The 18,200-nt window shown below is 55.7% G+C and carries 14 protein-coding genes; 8 read left to right on the forward strand and 6 right to left on the reverse strand.

The features are described from left to right. The 3 genes from INT22_RS21245 to INT22_RS15945 all read left to right on the forward strand — a co-directional run. On the forward strand, positions 1-629 hold a 629-nt coding region (locus tag INT22_RS21245; RefSeq protein ID WP_226912809.1), incomplete at its 5' end, for a histone deacetylase family protein. A 10-nt stretch (positions 630-639) separates the two neighbouring features. Continuing rightward, positions 640-1,746 carry a class II histone deacetylase gene (locus tag INT22_RS15940; protein ID WP_172420028.1) on the forward strand — a complete coding sequence of 369 codons (1,107 nt, stop codon included), beginning with the start codon at positions 640-642 and terminating at the stop codon, positions 1,744-1,746. Continuing rightward, the gene (locus INT22_RS15945; protein WP_193068547.1) at positions 1,743-2,699 is read left to right on the forward strand and encodes a branched-chain amino acid transaminase; all 957 of its coding nucleotides are present in this window, start codon (positions 1,743-1,745) and stop codon (positions 2,697-2,699) included. The genes INT22_RS15940 and INT22_RS15945 overlap by 4 nt, the downstream gene beginning before the upstream one ends. Positions 2,700-2,918: 219 nt before the next feature. On the opposite strand, the gene INT22_RS15950 is transcribed toward INT22_RS15945, so the two are convergent. The 6 genes from INT22_RS15950 to INT22_RS15975 all read right to left on the reverse strand — a co-directional run bounded on the left by INT22_RS15950 (position 2,919) and on the right by INT22_RS15975 (position 10,577). Next, positions 2,919-4,028: a pyridoxal phosphate-dependent aminotransferase gene (locus tag INT22_RS15950; RefSeq protein ID WP_193068548.1), complete on the reverse strand. Its 1,110-nt coding sequence runs from the start codon at positions 4,026-4,028 to the stop codon at positions 2,919-2,921. A gap of 25 nt (positions 4,029-4,053) precedes the next feature. Next, positions 4,054-5,436 carry an FAD-binding oxidoreductase gene (locus INT22_RS15955; RefSeq protein ID WP_193068549.1) on the reverse strand — a complete coding sequence of 461 codons (1,383 nt, stop codon included), beginning with the start codon at positions 5,434-5,436 and terminating at the stop codon, positions 4,054-4,056. A 35-nt stretch (positions 5,437-5,471) separates the two neighbouring features. Then, the gene (locus INT22_RS15960; RefSeq protein ID WP_193068550.1) at positions 5,472-7,127 is read right to left on the reverse strand and encodes an ABC transporter ATP-binding protein; all 1,656 of its coding nucleotides are present in this window, start codon (positions 7,125-7,127) and stop codon (positions 5,472-5,474) included. A 9-nt stretch (positions 7,128-7,136) separates the two neighbouring features. Then, positions 7,137-7,970, reverse strand: coding sequence for an ABC transporter permease (locus INT22_RS15965; protein ID WP_089039116.1), 834 nt, complete (start codon positions 7,968-7,970; stop codon positions 7,137-7,139). Then, on the reverse strand, positions 7,967-8,944 hold the full coding sequence (locus INT22_RS15970) for an ABC transporter permease (protein ID WP_125745691.1): 978 nt from the start codon (positions 8,942-8,944) through the stop codon (positions 7,967-7,969). Before INT22_RS15970 ends, INT22_RS15965 begins: the two co-directional genes overlap by 4 nt. 76 nt (positions 8,945-9,020) lie before the next feature. Continuing rightward, the gene (locus INT22_RS15975) at positions 9,021-10,577 is read right to left on the reverse strand and encodes an ABC transporter substrate-binding protein (RefSeq protein ID WP_193068551.1); all 1,557 of its coding nucleotides are present in this window, start codon (positions 10,575-10,577) and stop codon (positions 9,021-9,023) included. Positions 10,578-10,811: 234 nt separating this feature from the next. Here INT22_RS15975 and INT22_RS15980 point away from each other — a divergent pair, with 234 nt between their 5' ends. From INT22_RS15980 to INT22_RS16000, 5 genes are all read left to right on the forward strand, one after another. Then, entirely contained in the window at positions 10,812-11,486 is a 675-nt protein-coding gene (locus tag INT22_RS15980; RefSeq protein ID WP_089039113.1) for a GntR family transcriptional regulator, read from the forward strand. A 169-nt stretch (positions 11,487-11,655) separates the two neighbouring features. Continuing rightward, the gene (locus INT22_RS15985; protein ID WP_193068552.1) at positions 11,656-15,321 is read left to right on the forward strand and encodes an ATP-binding protein; all 3,666 of its coding nucleotides are present in this window, start codon (positions 11,656-11,658) and stop codon (positions 15,319-15,321) included. Continuing rightward, complete coding sequence (locus INT22_RS15990; RefSeq protein WP_038481552.1) at positions 15,318-15,947, forward strand: condensin complex protein MksE; 630 nt, start codon at positions 15,318-15,320, stop codon at positions 15,945-15,947. Before INT22_RS15985 ends, INT22_RS15990 begins: the two co-directional genes overlap by 4 nt. After that, the gene (locus INT22_RS15995) at positions 15,944-17,173 is read left to right on the forward strand and encodes a hypothetical protein (protein ID WP_193068553.1); all 1,230 of its coding nucleotides are present in this window, start codon (positions 15,944-15,946) and stop codon (positions 17,171-17,173) included. The genes INT22_RS15990 and INT22_RS15995 overlap by 4 nt, the downstream gene beginning before the upstream one ends. Further along, positions 17,170-18,036, forward strand: coding sequence for a DUF7281 domain-containing protein (locus INT22_RS16000; protein WP_193068554.1), 867 nt, complete (start codon positions 17,170-17,172; stop codon positions 18,034-18,036). Before INT22_RS15995 ends, INT22_RS16000 begins: the two co-directional genes overlap by 4 nt. The last annotated feature ends 164 nt before the right edge of the window (positions 18,037-18,200 follow it).

Below are 18,200 nucleotides of genomic sequence, written 5' to 3' on the forward strand. Positions count from 1 at the left end.
CCGTGGCTGCCACTGAGGACGTGATGAATGGCGCATCGCTCGCCCGCGCTTACGCCTTGTGTCGGCCACCGGGTCATCATGCAGGGCCGGATAATGCGGGTGGCTTCTGTTTATTGAATAACGCTGCCTTGGCTGCCAGCGTACTGCGTGAGAAATTTGCCAAAGTAGCGATCATTGACGTGGATCTGCATCACGGCAACGGTACTCAGGATATTTTCTACGCCCGCGGGGATGTTTGGACGGGCTCTGTACACGTCGATCCAAGTGTATTTTATCCCTTCTTTTGGGGTGGCGTGGACGAGATAGGGTGCGAAGAGGGTGAAGGTGCCAACGTCAACTTGCCTTTGCCATTGGGCAGCGATGGTGAGACCTACCTTAATGCGGTGGCTATGCTGATTGAGCAGCTCAAACGTTACCAGCCAGAAGCGGTCGTGGTGTCTTTGGGGCTGGATGTCCACAAGGATGATCCACTTGCAGGGTTAAGCGTAGAAACCGAAGCCTTTGTTGCTTTGGGTGAGCAGTTGAGCGATTTGCCGTACCCCACCGTGGTGATTCAAGAGGGTGGCTATCCGACTGAACATCTTAGCGCTAACCTTGCCGCCTTTATGCGCGGTTATCAGAGAAGTTGAGAGAAGCTCAATGAGTAAGACAGGGTTTTACTGGCACGAACGCTGCTTTTGGCACGACCAGGGGGCGATTGGTGTTTTCTCTGCTCCCGGTGAGTTTCTGCAGCCGCAGTCTGCTTCAGAAAGCCCCGAAAGCAAGCGACGACTGAAGAATATTCTTGAAGTCAGCGGCCTGATAGATGAATTGAGAGTGGTCAAACCACCCGTTGTCGCGCAGCAAGATCTGCTGCGCTTTCACACACCACGTTACCTGCAAATGCTGGCGGACGCCGATGCGAGTGGTGGTGGCAATGGCGGTGACTGCGCCCCCTTTACTCCTGGCAGCTGGGCCGCCGCAAGGCACTCCGCGGGGCTTGCCGTCGCAGCGGTTGAGGACGTGGCGCTTGGTCATGTCGATAACGCTTATGCGCTTTGTCGCCCGCCGGGGCATCACGCCGAGGCGGATCAGGGGCGAGGTTTCTGTTTGCTGGGCAATATCCCGGTAGCGGTGATGCGTGCCCGAGCCCTGGGGCAAGTGAAACGGGTAGCGATTCTTGATTGGGACGTGCACCACGGTAATAGCCAGCAGTCGGCGTTTTATGCTGAGCCTGAGGTGTTTACCGTTTCCGTTCACCAAGCCGCGAACTATCCGCTTGATAGCGGTAGTTTTGACGAGCAAGGCGAAGGCGAAGGGCTAGGGACAAACCTTAACCTGCCGCTGCCGCCGGGCTGTGGTTTGGGCGCTTATCGCTATGCGATGGCGTCGCTGGTGTTGCCAGCCCTGGAAGCTTTTAACCCAGACTTAATCGTGGTGGCCTGTGGCTATGATGCCTGTGCTAAAGATCCGCTAGGCAAGATGCTGCTCAACAGTGCCGCGTTTGCCGAAATGACCGCACAGCTAAAAGCACTTGCCGCCCGTTGCTGTCAGGGGAAGCTGGTCTTCGTCCATGAAGGTGGTTACTCAGAAGGCTATGTACCGTTATGTGGACATAGCGTTATTCAAACGCTGGCAGGTAGCACCATTAGTGTCCCCGACCCGCAAAACGATGAAATTGCTGCCTGGGGGTATCAAGCCTTACAACCGCACCAGCAAGCGCTAATCGACGACTGGCGCCAACAGTGGGAGCAAGTTACGCAATGACACCGCTTTATGATCGTGATGGCTGGATTTGGCAGGATGGTGAATGGCTGGCTTGGCGAGAGGCCAAGGTTCATGTATTTACCCATACGCTGCACTATGGAATGGGCTGCTTTGAAGGTGTGCGCGCCTATGAAGGAGTGCAGGGAGCAGCACTGTTTCGGGTCGCTGAGCATACCCGCCGCTTAGCAGAGAGCGCCCACTCCTTAGATATTCCGATCGCTTTTAGCGAAGAAACGCTGATCGAGGCTCAGCAGGCGTGCTTGCGTAAAAATCAGCTGACTAACGCTTATCTTAAGCCAACGGTGTTTCTTGGCGGGGAAGGCCTTGGCCTACGAGCCAAAGGGTTAAGCACCCATGTGATGATTGCTGCCTGGGACCTTGGGCCGTATCTGTCGCCGCAGGCAACCCGCTGTGGGTTACGTGCGCTGACATCTTCTTGGGCGCGCCACCACGTCAATATCAGCCTGTGCCGTGCCAAGACCAGCGGTCATTATGTGAATTCGATGCTGGCGCTGAATACCGCCGTGAAAGCAGGGTTTGATGAAACCATCATGCTCGATCCGGAAGGCTATGTAGCCGAAGCGTCCGCCGCTAATGTTTTCTTATTGCGCGATGGTGTACTGCACACGCCCGAAGTGACGTCCTGCTTGCAGGGCATCACCCGCGATAGTGTGATTCAGTTGGCCCGCGAGGCGCTAGGCATTGAAGTACGCGAGCGACGCATCACTCGCGATGAGCTGTATACCGCCGATGAAGCGTTCTTAACCGGTACCGCTGCGGAAATTCTTCCTCTGCGTGAACTGGATGGCCGCCGCATTGGGGTAAGGGCGGGTGCGCCAGCTGTCGACGCGCCGATACCGGACGACAGCGTGACCGCGCGTCTGCAGCGCCTGTATCGCCAAGCAGTGCGCGGCGAGCTGGCCGCGTTCAAGCACTGGTTAACGCCCGCTTAGGTTCGTTGCCCGCTATTAGCGAGCGTTTTGCATTTAATTAGCGGGGGCAGTTTGCCACGAGGGCGCTGTAAACCCATCCATGGGCGCTACTTTCGCCATCTGACCGCCATGGATGGCGGAAATGCCGGAAATGTCAGGAACATTTTCCGGCCATGGCGAAAGACCCTCGTTTCAATCTGCCCCCGCACACCAACACCACTGGCAGATTTTCTAACTGAGTCAGGCATTCTCTTTAATGGCCTGCTCAAGAATCGCTAGCTGCCCTGGTTCCAGAGCATCCGCGACGGCGGTAATGCGTAAGACATGACCAAGTGCCGGGTGAGCGGGGCGGGCGATTAATCTGCCGGCTTCCAGTAGCTCGCGGTTTACCCGCTCGGCCAGTTCGGCAGTTGGTAAGCGAATGCCGATAAAGTTGGTCGCGCTCGGCAGTACGTCGGCACCCAGTGCTTGGAAATGAGCCATTAGCTGCTCTCGCCGTGCTTTTACTTCCGCAATATGTTGCTGGACTTCGGCTGGGTGATCGAGCACAACTTCTGCAGCGGCCTGGGTAAAGGTGGATACCGCGTAGTGAATGCGCACCTTCATCATCAAGGCGAGCACGTCAGGGTCAGCAATCGCATAGCCAATGCGTAAGCCTGCTAGACCGTGGGCTTTTGACAGCGTGCGTAGGCGGATGACTCCCGGAAGTGCCTTGGCGGCGAAGTCACTGTTGGCGTCATCACGAAAATCGCCATACGCCTCATCCAGCAGCAGCCAGCAGGTGTCCGGCAGTGCGTCGCGCAGTTTGAGAATGGCACTGTCGCTATGCAGATGGCCGCTAGGGTTATCGGGGTTGGCTAAATAGACCAGCTGAGCGTTTTCCTGGTGTGCTGCCGCTGCTAGCGCCTCTAAGTCAGGGGCCAGTAGCCCTGGGGCTTCAACATAGCTAAGTTCTACTAAGTGGCAACCCTGGCCTTTGGCAAAGTAACCAAAGGTTGGATAAGTACCTGCCGTGCTAACCACGGTGTCGCCCGGTGTGCAGGTGGTGCGTAGCGCTAACGCGATTAGGCTATCGGCGCCAGCATCCACCAGCAGGTGATCGAGCGGTATGCCCTGCTGGGCGCTAAGTCGCTGACGAACGCCGAGAGCTTCCGCATCGCCGTAACAATACACATGCTCGGCGACAGCATCGCCAAAATGTTCACGTAGCGCACGATGGGGCATGTCCAAGCCTTCATTAGATCCCAAGCGATGAGGGATCTCGCGACCAATGCGGCGCTCCAGAACTTTAATCCCAGGAAACGGATTAAGGGGACCTTCACCCGTAAGATGATGGGGGTAGGAGGGCATATCGATATCCTAATAGTGAAAATTTTCAGCTCAAAATTTTACCGCGATTAAGCAACTGGTGTGGGTCAAACGCCTGCTTCAATGTGTGCATTAATTCGATTTCCGCCTGAGAGCGGCAGGTGCTAAGCCAGGGGCGTTTTTCCAAACCAATGCCATGCTCTGCTGAAACAGAGCCTCCCAGCGCTTTAAGTGGCTCGTAAACCAGTGTTTCTACCGCGTGGCGCTCTTCTGGCGCATCGCTGCCAACGCTAACAGAAATATGCAGGTTGCCGTCGCCAAGATGGCCAAATACCACCAGGCGGCCATCTGGCCAGCGTTGTACCAGTTGCTTCTCTAATGCATCGGTATAGCGCTGCATATCGGCAATAGGGAGGCTGACATCAAAGGTCAATACGGGTGCCAGCCCCTTGATGAGCCCTTCAATATCTTCTCGTATCGCCCAGAGACCATCGCGTTGAGTGCTTGATTGGGCAATCACCGCATCAACGATTAAGTCGTGTTCAAATGCCTGTTCAAGCGCTTCGCGGAACTGCTCTGCATGGTGAGTTTCATCGTTGCCGAGCGACTCGATAATCACATAAAAGGGGTGCTCTGGTGGAATCGGGGGCGTGTGCCTCGCCAGCGTTTCAGTGAGCAGGCGATAGTGGTTTTGCCACATTACCTCAAACGCACCCAGGCCACCCCCAAGCGCTTTGCCCATATGGCTTAATAGCCCGGTTAGCGCGTCAAACGAGTGGCAAGCCACCAGTGCCGTTTGCTCGCTAGGGGTAGGCGGCTGAAGCCGCAGCACGGCGCGGGTAACAATCCCCAGGGTGCCTTCACTGCCAATAAATAGCTGCTTTAAATCAAACCCTGCATTGTTTTTCAGCATGCGATTCATGGAGCTGACAACACGCCCGTCGGCCATCACTGCTTCAAGCCCCAGCACCTGCTGGCGCATCATGCCGTAGCGAATCACCCTGACACCGCCAGCATTAGTCGCGATATTGCCGCCAATCGTACAGCTTCCCCGTGCGCCTAAATCCAGCGGAAACTGTAGTCCTACCTCGTTAGCGGCTTCTTGTACCCGTTGAAGGGGGGCGCCCGCTTGCACCGTTATCATGCCGCCGACCTGATCAATCTCTTCGATAGCGGTCATGCGCTCCAGGGAAATGACCAACTCTTCTGGGCTCGCCTCCGCGCCATGGACCAAACCGGTTAAGCCGCCGTGGGTCACGACGGGCTGTTTAAGCGCATGGCATGCCTGCATGACAGCCGCTAACTGTTCGGTGTCTGCCGGACGCACGATGGCGCCTGCTTGGCAGGGCGCGCCGGTCATCCAGTCAACACGGCGACTAGTGACATCATCGCCCGTGAGCACATGGGCAGAACCAACAAGTGTGCGCAGCGCCTCCAGGGTTATCTGCATGGGTGTTCCTTGGTAAATAGGTTGAAATTCAGCGATTAGGCGGTAGCCGCCACTGGCGCTTGACGACCAGGAATCGCATCAAGCAGTGACTGGGTATAGGCCTCTTTCGGCTGAAGGAATATTTGTTCAGCGCTGCCTTGTTCAACAATACGGCCATGCTGCATCACTACGATGCGATCGCAAACTTGCGCGGCGACGCGTAAATCGTGGGTAATAAACAGCAGTGAAAGCGAAAGCCGTTGCTTCAGTTCTTCTAGTAGTTCAAGCACTTGGGCTTGAATAGACACATCCAGTGCTGAGACTGCTTCATCTGCCACAATAAGCTCAGGGTTTAGCGCTAACGCACGGGCAATGCCAATGCGCTGACGCTGCCCGCCGGAAAACTCATGTGGGTAGCGCTCCACGGCGCTTGCGCCAAGGCCGACTAGCTCAAGTAGTTCTCCTGCCTGCTTGAGTGCCACATCTTTGGGTGTGCCATTGGCCATCGGCCCTTGCGCAATCGCCATGCCGACCCGAGTACGCGGGTTAAGCGAGGCGTAAGGGTCCTGGAAAATCATCTGTACGCGGTGGCGTTCACGACGTAACGCGTCGCCTTTTAGCTGTGAAAGATTAACGCCATCGAGCAACAGTTCACCGCTATCTGGGTGTTCAAGGCGTACCACACAGCGGCCAAGGGTGGATTTCCCCGATCCCGATTCACCAACAATACCCATGGTTTCACCGCGTGCCAGGGTTAGCGAGATATCATCCAGAGCACGGACTTCTCGGGCTGGCTTAAACCAGCCCCCGCGTGAACGAAAGACTTTATTAAGCTGTTTGATCTCGAGTAGCGGAGCTACCTGGCTTGTTTCACGGTGGGGCGGCACTGCATTGCTGGGAATGGCGGCAATCAGTGCTTTTGTGTAAGCGTTTTGCGGATTTTCCAGCACCTCTTTGGCTTCTCCGATTTCGACAATTTTACCATGGCGCATGACACAGACTCGGTTGGCGATTTCAGCCACGACCCCAAAATCATGAGTGATAAACATCACCGCCATACCACGGCGGCGCTGCAGATTACGAATAAGCTCAAGGATCTGCGCCTGGGTAGTTACATCCAGCGCTGTAGTGGGCTCGTCGGCGATCAACAGAACAGGCTCAAGGGCTAATGCCATGGCGATCATGACGCGTTGCCGCTGTCCACCGGATAGCTCAAAAGGGTAGGCACTGATGGCTTTTTCCGGCTGCGGGATACCCACTTCAATCAACAGCTCTAAGGCACGTTCCTGACGCTGCTTAGGGGTCAGTTGGCCGTGCGCCTCAAACACCTCGGCAATTTGGGCGCCCACCCGCATTAACGGATTAAGTGCGGTCATGGGTTCCTGAAAAATCATGCCGATTTTAAGGCCGCGCAGGGCGCGATGCTGTTTCTCGGTTAGGGTGATGACGTCCTGGCCGAGAAAGTTGACCTCACCTTGAACGGGGCGCACGCCTTTAGGGAGCAAGCCCATCACGGTGTTGGCGGCCATTGATTTCCCCGAGCCGGATTCCCCAACTACGCACATGATTTCGCCGCGATTAACGTCGTAGCTAACGTTTTCCACCGCCAAGGCACGGTCGGCCCCTTTGGGGAGCGCCACGCTTAAGTCACGAATGCTAAGCACTGTTTCAGCTGATGGGTGCTGTTTTTTAGAATCGATAGTGACCGTCATGAAGGGCTCCTAGCGCTCGCGGGAAAGTTTGGGGTTAAGCGCATCGTCTAGCCCTTCACCGACTAAGTTCAACGCCAGAACGGTGAGTAGAATCGCCACACCAGGGAAGAAACTCAGCCACCACGCTTGGCGAATAACCGTACGTGCCGCGCCAATCATGTAGCCCCAGGACATCACATTGGGGTCACCCAAGCCTAAAAACGACAGCGCCGATTCCAGCAAAATAGCGGTGGCGACCATTAATGAGGCCAGCACAATAATCGGTGACAGCGTGTTAGGCAGAATCTGACGCAGGATAATGGTGCTGTTGGTTTGGCCGACTAAGCGAGCCGCTTCAACGTATTCACGATGCCGTAACGACATAAACTCTGCCCTTACCAAACGGGCGACAGGGGGCCAACTGACCAGCGCAATCGCCAGCACAATGGAGGTGATGCTGGGCTGCATAATCGCCACCAGCACAATTGCCAGGGCAAAGTTGGGGATGGTTTGAAAGAACTCGGTAAAGCGCATAAGTACGTCGTCAATCAGACCCCCGTAGTATCCCGCAATCGCCCCCAGTGGCACGCCAATCAACAGGGCAACGCTAGTGGATACCAAACCAATCAGCAGCGACACCCAGGCGCCATGCATTAAGCCTGCGGCGACGTTGCGACCCATGGTATCGGTGCCGAGCAGAAAGCCATCCTGGGAAAGCGGCGGCAAAAAGGGCCGCTGAACCATGCGCCAGGGAGACTCGGGAAATAGCAGCGGCGCCAGAATCGCCATGACGATAATGAGCAGCAGAATAATCAGCCCTACCAGGGCGCCACGGTTTTGCGCAAAGCGTGCGAAAAAGCTCATGAGGCCCCCTTGATGCGCGGATCAGCCAAGCGGTAAACCAAGTCGGTAATAATATTGAAGACAATCACTAATGCCGCCGAGAAGAAGAAAATCCCCAGCAGCAGGTTGTAGTCACGCTGCTGTAGCGCTTCAAACATCAGCCGCCCAATACCCGGCCAGGCAAACACGGTTTCCGTCAAAATAGCGCCACCAACCATCTGCCCAGCCTGCAAGCCTGCTAGGGTGATGATTGGTAGTAAGGCATTGCGAAGAATGTGGCGGCGCTGAATAACGCTAGGTTTTAGCCCTTTCGCGCGGGCGGTTTTAACGAAGTCCTGCTGGGCTGCATCGAGCATCGAGGTGCGCGTCATGCGGGTATAAATCGCCATAAAAAATAGCGCCAGCGTGGTAGCAGGCAGTATTAAATGGGTGGCGACATCCAGCACAAGTGCAAAGCCTGTGAGGTCTGCGCCAACGGTGTAAAGACCGTAAGCAGGCAGCCATCCGAGGTAGACGGAAAACACCACTACCGACATCAGCGCTACCCAAAACAGTGGTGTGGCATAAAACACCAAGGCCAGCGCCATTATCAGGGAGCCCGAGGGCTTTTTAACCCGCGCCGCCGCCATGGAGCCTGCCACAATGCCGAGTGCCAGCGAGAGCACAAACGCCGTGCCGGTTAGTAGCAGCGTGGCGGGCAAACGATCCATAATCAGATCAAAGACGGGCACACCAAGCCGATAGGAGTAGCCAAAGTCGAGCATGGCAATGCCTGATACGTAGCGCCACAGTTGCACATACATTGGCTGATCAAGACCAAACCGTTCGCGCAACTGATTGAGGAACTCCTGGTCAGCCGCGCCCGCCTCGCCGGCTAAAATCGCCGCAGGGTCACCAGGGGCCATCTGAATCAGCAGGAAGTTAAAAATAACGATTAAAAACAGCACAATCACGGCTTTAAACAGCCGCATCAGAATGAGACGCGCGTAAACCATAAGTTGTTTCCTGGCTAATACCTTCAAGACATAGCTAAAAAACCCAGGTAGCTCTCGCTACCTGGGCGGCTTGGATTTAGCGATCTAGCCAAGCATCTTTAAAGCCGTCGTTGACACCCACGCCGGAGGTGACGAGGTTCTGCACATCACAGCGGTACAGGGTTGGGAAGCCCAGTTCCATCAGCCAGCCAACGGGCACGTCTTCGTGCAGGATTTCCTGAACTTCACTGTAAAGCGCTTCGCGCTCTTCGTCGGGGAAGGCCGTGGCCGCGGCGTTAAACAGCTCGTCGACACGCTCGTTTTCGTAGCCTTCCACGTTATTCCAGGGTGAGCCTTTGGCAATATTGTCGGAAAGGTAGGTGCGTGAAATACCCAGTGCCGGGTCGCCGTACTGGTATAGGTAGGTAAAGGCGAGATCGTAATCCCAGTCGCCGAGGCGCTGGTTCCAGCCGCCCACGTCGGTGGCTTGGGTGCTTACATTAATGCCCACTTCACGCAGATTCTGTTGTACGGCCTCAGCCCAGCGGGTCCACGTTTCACCGTAAGGAAGCGGCAGAATAGTTATCTCTTCGCCGTCGTAACCCATTTCTGCCAACAGCTCACGGGCGCGCTCTGGATTGTGATCGTAGGGCTCTAAATCGTCATGTTGGAAGCGCGCGTTGGAACCAAAAGCCGAGAGCGGCACTTTGCCTAAGCCATTCCACAGCACGTCTTTGGCAAACTCACGATCCATGGCATACATCACCGCTTGGCGGAAGCGTTTGTCGGCGGTGGGGCCTTCTCGGTTGTTCATCCATAGCATGGCGAAGGGGCTGAAATATTCGTGGCCTTCTTCCGTCATACAGACGTTATCCATCGCGGATAAACGCGGGATATCAAAGTTCTCCACGGTACCGCTGGGTAGTACATCAATAGTGCCGTTCTCGAAGGCAACTGCACGGGAACCGCCATCGGGAATGATGTGCCAGTTGACGCCATCCAGATAGGGAAGCCCATCTTCGTAGTAGTCATCGTTTTTAACCAGCTCGATCACGGTGCCGCGTTCCCAATTAGCAAACTTGAAAGGGCCTGTGCCAATCGGATGGTCGTTATGTTCGTTGTTGCGGAAGTCGGTGCCCGCATACAGGTGTTCAGGCACCATGGTGAAGGTGCCTGCCTCAAAGGAGATCAGGAATGGGCCGAAGGGGTCGGTTAAGGTAAATACCACCGTGTGGTCATCCGTTGCTTCGATGCTTTCCACATGTTGTAAAACGGCCCGCGCACTGGGGTTCAGTTCGCGGTGGAAAACATCGGCAGAAAATACCACGTCGTCAGCGGTGAAGGGTTCGCCGTCGTGCCAAGTAACCCCTTCTCGTAGATGAAAGGTATAGGTGCGGCCATCGTCGCTGACTTCCCATGATTCAGCTAGCTGCGGCACTGGTTCCAGGTCTGTGGTATAGCGCAGCAACCCTTCATAGATATTGCCTGCCACGGTGCGCGTAGGTGCGTTTTGCACCATCCCCAGCACTAAGCCTGGCGGTTCTGGTTGGATAATGGTGTTAACAGTGCCGCCCTGTTTCGGGTCGTCTGCCAGGGCGACCGACGAAAAAGCGAGTGCTGCAGCGGAAATTGCCAAAGCCAGTGGTGTCTTCATGTTTCCTGCTCCTTGGTTATTAGCACGTAATAGATTTACGTTGTCGTTAGGCGAGCGAGGCGTGATACAAAACAGCCCAGTTGTTGTTATGGATTTTGGTTATAGATCGTTATATGAGGCCTTTTTGAACATAGCATTGGTTTGTAAAACTGTCGACAGTCGTCAATCGGCCGTCGACAGAATACTTTTTTGCGTCATACTAAAAGTACGTAATACCTAATAAGAGTAAACTCTATGGCCTCTTCCCCAGTGGCTCCTGGCGGCTTTATTCAACAGCAAAACCTTGTTGAGCAGGTGGCCGACTATTTGACGCAAGCGATTATCCAGCAACACTTTTTGCCTGGTGAGCGGCTTTCAGAAGTGCAGCTTTCCCGGGATTTAGGCGTTAGCCGTGCGCCGGTTCGCGAAGCTGCTCGCTTATTGGAAAGTCGTGGGCTGCTGATCTCAAAACCAAGACGCGGTTTTTTTGTTAGGGCGTTGAATGCCGTTGAATTAGAGGATGTTTTCGATCTGCGGCTCTGTCTTGAACGCCATGCTATCCAGCGCTTATCGGAGCGCTACAGCAGCGACGCTGAGCGCGCGCTAAAACAGCAGGTAGAGATTTTGTGCGACGCGGCAGTCAGCAATGATGGAACACGCCGTATTGAGGAGGACCTGCAGTTTCACCGCTTAATGATTCATCACGCGGGTAATGAGCGGCTGCTGCGGGCATTTGATGGCTTAACCCACGAACTTCGCCTGTGCATTACGCTGATCACCAAAACCCACGAAGCCCCCGACACCATTGCCACCAGTCACTTTAAGCTGCTGGATGCATTAGGTAGCGGCAGTTCCGAGGCTTGCCGTGAGGCCATTGATTACCATATAGGCGTTGCTAGGGATTTTGTGGTCAACAGCGTGGGGGAGTGACCAAGAGAGCGCATGAAAGAGTGAGAGGTAGAAATAGAAATGGTGTTAGCAGTCGATCTAAATGTGCATTGTCATTAGATAAATCAATAGTTCACACCTGAACAGATGTCGCCTTGCTCTAGGTCTGGCAAGATAGCGTTTTCGGACGTTTGACGATCAAGGACACGGCATGGCGCATTTGCTACGCATCGTTATGATTCACGGCCACTTGTCAGGGGTGGTTGAACTCAATGTGGATGGCCACACCAATATCTGCGGCACCAACGCGTCAGGCAAAACCACGCTTCAGCGGTTAGTGCCGGTGTTTTACGGTGAGCTGCCCAATAAGGTGGTGCCGAAAACCCGCATGAAGTTTGATGCCTTCTATTTGCCCACTCGTCAAAGCTATCTTGTCTACGAATACCGCCGCGAAGCAGGCAATGTTTGCCAAGTAGTGCTGACGCGCAAGCAAGAAGGCGGCGTGGAGTACCGTTTTGTCGGTGCCCCTTATCGGCCAGAAGACTATCTGATCGAAACTGAGAAAGGCCCCTTGGCACTGGAGTACCCACAGTGGTCTAGCGGATTGCGCCGCAGCGGGATTCCTGTCTCTTCCAAGCTGGGGGCTACCTCCGAGTTTCGCTCGGTGATCCAAAACGACTTTACCCAGCTGCACGGTAATAGTCGCGATGGCCTAAAGCTGCGCCAAATCGCGGCGCAGTTTAGCCTGGTTAACCCTGAACGGCGTATCCGTCATATCGAAAAACTGGTCTCTGCTGTGCATGCGAAAGAGGGCAAGATGGATACCCTCAAAACCATGCTGGCGGCAATTTTCGAAGAGGATGGCGTCGAGCTGCCGGTTACCCGTATTCGCAGTGCCAAAGCGCGGGAGTGGATTGCCCAGATGCGCCAGTCCATGCGCCTGGAGCCACTGCAGGTTGCGCTGACCAAGCTTGGCGGCATCGACCGCGAATTGGCCCAGTTAGAGACCACGCTTTGGCAGTTGAAACCCCAGCTAAGCGCCGATCATCAGCAGGCAGAACAGCGCATTGCGGACCTGGATGGCGAGTTAAACCGCCACCAGCGCGACTTTCAGCAACGTGAAAATGCCTACACTCAGCAGCGCGATGAGCTGAACGACCGCCACAGTGAAGTCGCGAGCGACTTGCAGCACACTCAGCGCCGCCTGAATGATCTGCAAACCCAGTTTGAGCACTACGCCGATGCTGATATGACCGGCCTGGAGCGAGACATCAACGCCTTGGCCCAATGGCGTGAACAGCGCGATCAGCTTCAGCAGCACCTGCAGGTCATGCAAGATGCGGTAAAAGAGAGCCAGGCGCGCTTAGATGGCCGGTTGCGCGAGCTTTCCGAAGCACTTGCCCGTCAAACTCAAGAAAACCAGGAATTGATAGATGCCCTGGTCGAGGAAAAAGCGCAGCGTCGCGAGCAGCAGTGGCAAGCCGAACAGCAGCATAACGAGCGCTATCAGCAAGCGCGCCAGCGGCTAGAGGGTGAGTATCAAGCGCAGTTAGAGCTGGGTGTTGAGCAGCTAGCCGAATTAAAAGCGCAGCTGGCAATGCCCACCCAAACTACTGAAGAAGCCCAAGAAGCTGAGCTTGCCCAAGCGCGTTTAGACCAAACACAGCAGGAACGCAGCGCCGCTTCTGCAACCTTGGAAGCGCTGCGCCGTGAGCTTGAAAGCCACAAACGTGAACGCGATGCCGCCGAGCAGCAGTTAGTGCAGTGTCGTCAGCAGCGTGAGCGGGCCGAACAGCACTGCTATGCACTCTATCAACAGCGCGACCCCGAGCAGGGTAGCCTGCGCCACTTCTTGCGTTACCACCGCCCCGGTTGGGAGCAGCAGCTTGGCAAGGTCATTGCCCCAGAGCTGCTTGAACGCCGCGACCTCGCTCCGCAGCTTGCTGAAGGCGCCAGCGATGACCTATTCGGGTTAGCGCTGGATCTAAGCGCCATTGCATTGCCGGATTATGCTCAAGACGAAGCCAGTTTGCTGGCGGCGATTGAAGAAGCGGATGGCGCTAAACAGCGCGCCCAGGCCGAGTGTGCCGCTGCCGAAAAAGCCCTGAAGCAGCACAACGAACGGGTTCAGCAGGCCGACGAGGCCCAAGATCAGGCGCGCATGGGGTATCAGCGGGCCGAACAGGAAGTGGAGTATGCCCTTGAGGCTCGCCGTCAGCAGCAAGAGCGCCATACCAAGCGCCAGCAGGCACGCCGAGCCGAGCACCAAGCGGCGTTGGCTCGCCAAGAGCAGGCCCAGTCCGAACTGCGCGAAGAGAAACGCCAGTCGCTTGCCGAGCTTGCTGAGACACATCAAGGCCAGTTGCTGGAGTTAAAAGCCGACGCGCAAAGCCAACTGGATAGTCTTGATGCGCAGCTACGCCAGTACAAACAGCAGCTCAACGACGCCAACGCCGAACACAAGCGCCAGTGCAGTGAGCTGGAAGCCGCCTTCAGCCAGGAGCTTGCCGAGCAGGGTGTGGACCCCGCGCAGCTGCAGGAAACAAAGAAACGCTTAGAACAGCAGAGTGAACGTATTCGTAAAATTGCTGCTCGCCAGGAAGAGCTCACCGAGTATCAACGTTTTATGCGTGTGGAGTGGAGCCAGCACAAGCCTCAGCTGGTGGCCCAGGAAGCCGAACTTGTTCAGCTTGATCAACAGTTGAAGCGCGAAAAAGCGCGCCTCAAAAATGACTTCCATAGCGCACGTGAAGCGCATCAGGCAGCGGTTAATGAACTAAAAATTCAGCGCGCAAATGCCCACGGCAGTGTAGAAGCCCTAAAGCCTTTACTGACCCAGTTGGAAAGTTTGGACATCGTTTCAGAGGGTGCACCCTTAGCGGAGGCCGTAGGTGATATGGAGGAGCGCATTGAGCGTGCTCGCCAAGCGTTAACCAGCCGCCATCAGCAGCTTGAGCAGTTGCGCCGAGGCTGCTTGGAGGTAGAAAGCCAACTGATTAAAGATGCCAGCAGCGGCTTTGCCGATGCACTGCAAAGTGAACGAGAGAAGCTGCCAAACGACAGTCCACGACTGGTGTTACCGCTGCTGCGCGACATGCTCAAACTATTGGAAGATCAACAGCAGCAGTTGATTCAGGAAGGGCGCAATTTAAGCGATGACCTGGATAAATTCTTTATTGTCTTCCGCGACTTAAACCGCCGTATCAGTGCGCAAAGTCGTCGGCTTTCTGACGAAGTGGCGGATGACCTGCGTTTAGAAGGCATCAGCAAAGCGGAAGTGCGCATTCAATCGACGATTGATGAACTGGGCTTCTGGGAGCCTTTAAAGCTGTTTGCCCAGCGCTACAAAGCGTGGCGAGAATCCGGCCAGATGCTGCCTAGCGACGATTATCTTAACGCACTGGCCGATGTGGTCGATTTGCTGCGCAGCGACCAGCAGTACAGCTTCGAAAGCCTGCTGCGCCTTGAGCTGCACCTAAACGAAGGTGGCACTGATCTGGTAATCAAAAACGACCGCCAGCTGTTGGAGTCTTCCAGCCATGGCATGGCCTACCTGATTTTATGTAAGTTTCTGCTGGCGTTTACGCGGCTGCTGCGAGGGGATGCACAAATCGCTATCCATTGGCCGATTGATGAAATTGGCACGCTGGCCTACCACAATGTCGAAAAGTTGTTCGACGCTTGTGACAGCAACCGTATCCATATTGTCGGTGCTTTCCCCAACCCCGAATCGGATGTGCTGCTGCTGTTTGCTAATCGCTACCTGATTGAGCGGGACCCTAACCAGCCCAACCAGCGCCTGCTAAAACGTATTGAGCCGCGCCTTAGCCCGCTTGCGCAGCGGATCAAGGAGCGTCAGCAAGAGGTGACCGCATGATCGAACACGGCCCGCTACTGGAACGCTTGCTGGCTGGCGAGTTTGTCTGCGCCGTCAGTGATGACAACGCCTTCCGCCACCTGGCAAATGAAGAGACCCGCGACGCGATTGATGACTACCTGCGCCCGCTCAACCGCAGGCTGGCGAGCAATGATGAAGGCAGTGTCTACTTTTTAGCTTGGCGACAGCTGAACGAGGCCGCTCGGGAGCAGCTATCGCGCCAGTTGAGTGACACGGTCAACAGCCTGTTGCCATTGCTGGAATGGCTGCAGCTGGTTCAAGAAGCGCTAGGCCGCGACACCTTGGCGGCCCCTGGCGACGTGCTCAAGCCCGCAGAGTTCAGCGCTAAGTGCGAAGACAACCAAAGCCTGCGTGAGCGTTTGGAACGGCTAGCCACAGACAGCTTCTTTGGTTCCCAGAGCGACCAGTTAGATGCCCAAGTGAAGCAGCTATTTAAACGCTTGAAAGAGCATGGCTACTTGCTGCAGCCCCACACTGAGCGTCAGGTGTTTGTGGTCACCGGTAAAATTGATTACCTAATCGAGGTGGTGCGCTTTATCCGCGATGAGGAAAACTTGCCCATTGATGCGGAGCGGGAAGAGGGTGCCCAGGAGGCGCTGCTGTGAGCGAACTGGAAAGCCGCCTGCTAAAAACCGGCGCTGAACGGCTGGCGCTGTTGGGCAAGCATGCCGAACGACTGATGCAGGGCTACACTCGCGATGACGTGCCGCTAGACGGACTCAACGACAGTGCGCTGCGCAAGCTGTTGGCCGCTCGAGTGTTATGGCGGCCAGATGAACAGAGCGGCGTAAAGCTCTCTCCTAAAGTGCGCGAACTGATCGCTGAAATGCTCGCCGACGAAACCCGCCGCCATGTAAATGCCGATGTCGCGGAAACCCTTGAGCTAGTGCGTTCGTTGGTGCACAGCTACCGTGAAGCTCGCAGCCGAGGTGAGCATTGGCAACAGGAGCAGCAGTTGCTGCGCCTACGACAGGAAGTTGACGATCTAAACGGCCGTTTTGCCGATGCCATTGATAGCCTTTGGCAACGGCTCAATAGCGATTTCGGCTTTGTGAGCCAGTTGAGCGATAAGATCCGCGAAAACGACCGCGCCCAGAAGCAGATTGTTAGGTTGTTGGATGGCCTAGCACTGATCGACTTCGACGAGCTGATTGCGTTAGTAGGCAGCGATGGCAGCCTGCGCAAGCTACTCATCAGCCAGCTACAGCAGCGCTTAAGCCACCATTACACCAGCCTGCGGGAAGTGCAACGGCGGTTAATTGAGCTAATGGCACGCTTTCGCAAACAGCAGGCACGCAGCCGCTTGATCAGCGGCATGGTCGCGTTTATGCGCGAACATCCAGGCTTTGTGCCGAGTAATTACGCCAAACGCAGCGACGTACCAGCGTTGTTCAACCACGCTGCGCCATTAAATGCCGCCGCTGCGCCAGCGCTAGATCGCGCGCTGGAAAGTCGCGTGCTGGCCGAACTGCTGCATGAATTGCCAACCCCGCGCCATGCCACGCAAACCGTTGAATCGGCAGTGCCTGCGCTCACACCGGAAGATAACCTTGCCGCTGCGCGCCAGCAGGCGCTTAAACAAGATGTCGAACGCTTTTACCTCGCGGTGTTAGACCAGCCCTCCGCCGAGCCAATCAGCGCCCTCGCTTATCTGTATGACAGCCAGCTCGATTGGCCCGATGAAATTTGGCTGTTTCAGGTTATCTCCGAATACCAGGGCTTGCCGCGTAGCGAGCAACAGGCGTTTCGCCTACATCAAGACGAATCACCAGCCAGCCCATTTAATGATCTGCGCCTGATTCACGACGTTGCACTGGCGGTGGCGGTATGACGTTATCAGGCCGCGCCCGTGCCGGGCTTAACAGTGTTGTTCGAGAGCTTAACTGCCAGCCCGTGGTAGAAAAATCTCGTGGCAAGTGGGTCGAAGATGTAGTGGCATGGTGCCATCAGCAAGATATTGATCTGACCATGCGGATTTCCAACCAAGCGCTGCGCTTTGACGCCACGCTAATGGCGCAAATCAACAGCATGTTGGAGAGTGACCGTTTGGCACCGCTAGGGCGCTCGTTAAGTGGTTTAAGCAGTGCCGCCCAAGCAGCTGAAGGCGTTGAAGAGGATAAAAGCCGCCGCGAAGGCCCTCGTGCAAAACGCGTGCTGATTAACTTGCCGCCGCAGCCCTCTGCATGGCTTGCGCCAGAGCCGCGCAGCATACGCGATGTTGATGTAAGCGGCTTGAAACTGTCGGTGTTTGGTGCGCTCGTCCAAGTGGAAAACCTGGATAGCTTCTACGCGTTTTCGCCAGAGATAGCAGCGCTGAGCGGCTACGCTAACCCGCTGGTCGTTTACCGGGGTGACAGCCATTACGGTGGTGGCTTTGCCCAACTGACAACAGCATGGCGCAAAACCAATCGGCCACACCTCTACGCCGGTGACTTCGATGCCAAGGGCGTGACCCTAGCCCTAGACAGCGGCGCCACGCATTTACTACTACCCGACATCGAGTGGCTTACCCAGCACGTCACGCCCCTACACCAACCCGCTGAACAACTGCCATTCCAACGCCGCCTACGTCAACTTAACGTTACGTTGCCTAGCCACCACCTTCTACGCCCATACTTAACCCTGCTGGAAAAACAGCGCGGGCTAAAACAGCAATGGTTCGGAGGGGAGCTGGTGTGTGTATCGCTCAGTTAAAAGCAGTCTTAGGGCTGTAATGCCGGTCGGTTAAGGCTGACTGGCATTAGCCGATGGGCTGGGTTTTTTTGTTTAATAAGTGCCTGAAAATGACTCCACCCAAGTCCTCCGAGCCGCCCCCGTCATTCCCGCAGGCCCTGCCACTTCGTCATTCCCGCAGGCCC

It is taken from the genome of Halomonas sp. 3D7M, from assembly GCF_014897885.1.
Taxonomy (GTDB): Bacteria; Pseudomonadota; Gammaproteobacteria; order Pseudomonadales; family Halomonadaceae; genus Vreelandella.

Coding starts and splice junctions, on each gene's coding strand:
- INT22_RS15960 (WP_193068550.1), bottom strand. CDS start 7,127: ATGACGGTCACTATCGATTCTAAAAAACAGCACCCATCAGCTGAAACA.
- INT22_RS15990 (WP_038481552.1), top strand. CDS start 15,318: ATGATCGAACACGGCCCGCTACTGGAACGCTTGCTGGCTGGCGAGTTT.
- INT22_RS15940 (WP_172420028.1), top strand. CDS start 640: ATGAGTAAGACAGGGTTTTACTGGCACGAACGCTGCTTTTGGCACGAC.
- INT22_RS16000 (WP_193068554.1), top strand. CDS start 17,170: ATGACGTTATCAGGCCGCGCCCGTGCCGGGCTTAACAGTGTTGTTCGA.
- INT22_RS15945 (WP_193068547.1), top strand. CDS start 1,743: ATGACACCGCTTTATGATCGTGATGGCTGGATTTGGCAGGATGGTGAA.
- INT22_RS15970 (WP_125745691.1), bottom strand. CDS start 8,944: ATGGTTTACGCGCGTCTCATTCTGATGCGGCTGTTTAAAGCCGTGATT.
- INT22_RS15965 (WP_089039116.1), bottom strand. CDS start 7,970: ATGAGCTTTTTCGCACGCTTTGCGCAAAACCGTGGCGCCCTGGTAGGG.
- INT22_RS15955 (WP_193068549.1), bottom strand. CDS start 5,436: ATGCAGATAACCCTGGAGGCGCTGCGCACACTTGTTGGTTCTGCCCAT.
- INT22_RS15980 (WP_089039113.1), top strand. CDS start 10,812: ATGGCCTCTTCCCCAGTGGCTCCTGGCGGCTTTATTCAACAGCAAAAC.
- INT22_RS15985 (WP_193068552.1), top strand. CDS start 11,656: ATGGCGCATTTGCTACGCATCGTTATGATTCACGGCCACTTGTCAGGG.
- INT22_RS15975 (WP_193068551.1), bottom strand. CDS start 10,577: ATGAAGACACCACTGGCTTTGGCAATTTCCGCTGCAGCACTCGCTTTT.
- INT22_RS15950 (WP_193068548.1), bottom strand. CDS start 4,028: ATGCCCTCCTACCCCCATCATCTTACGGGTGAAGGTCCCCTTAATCCG.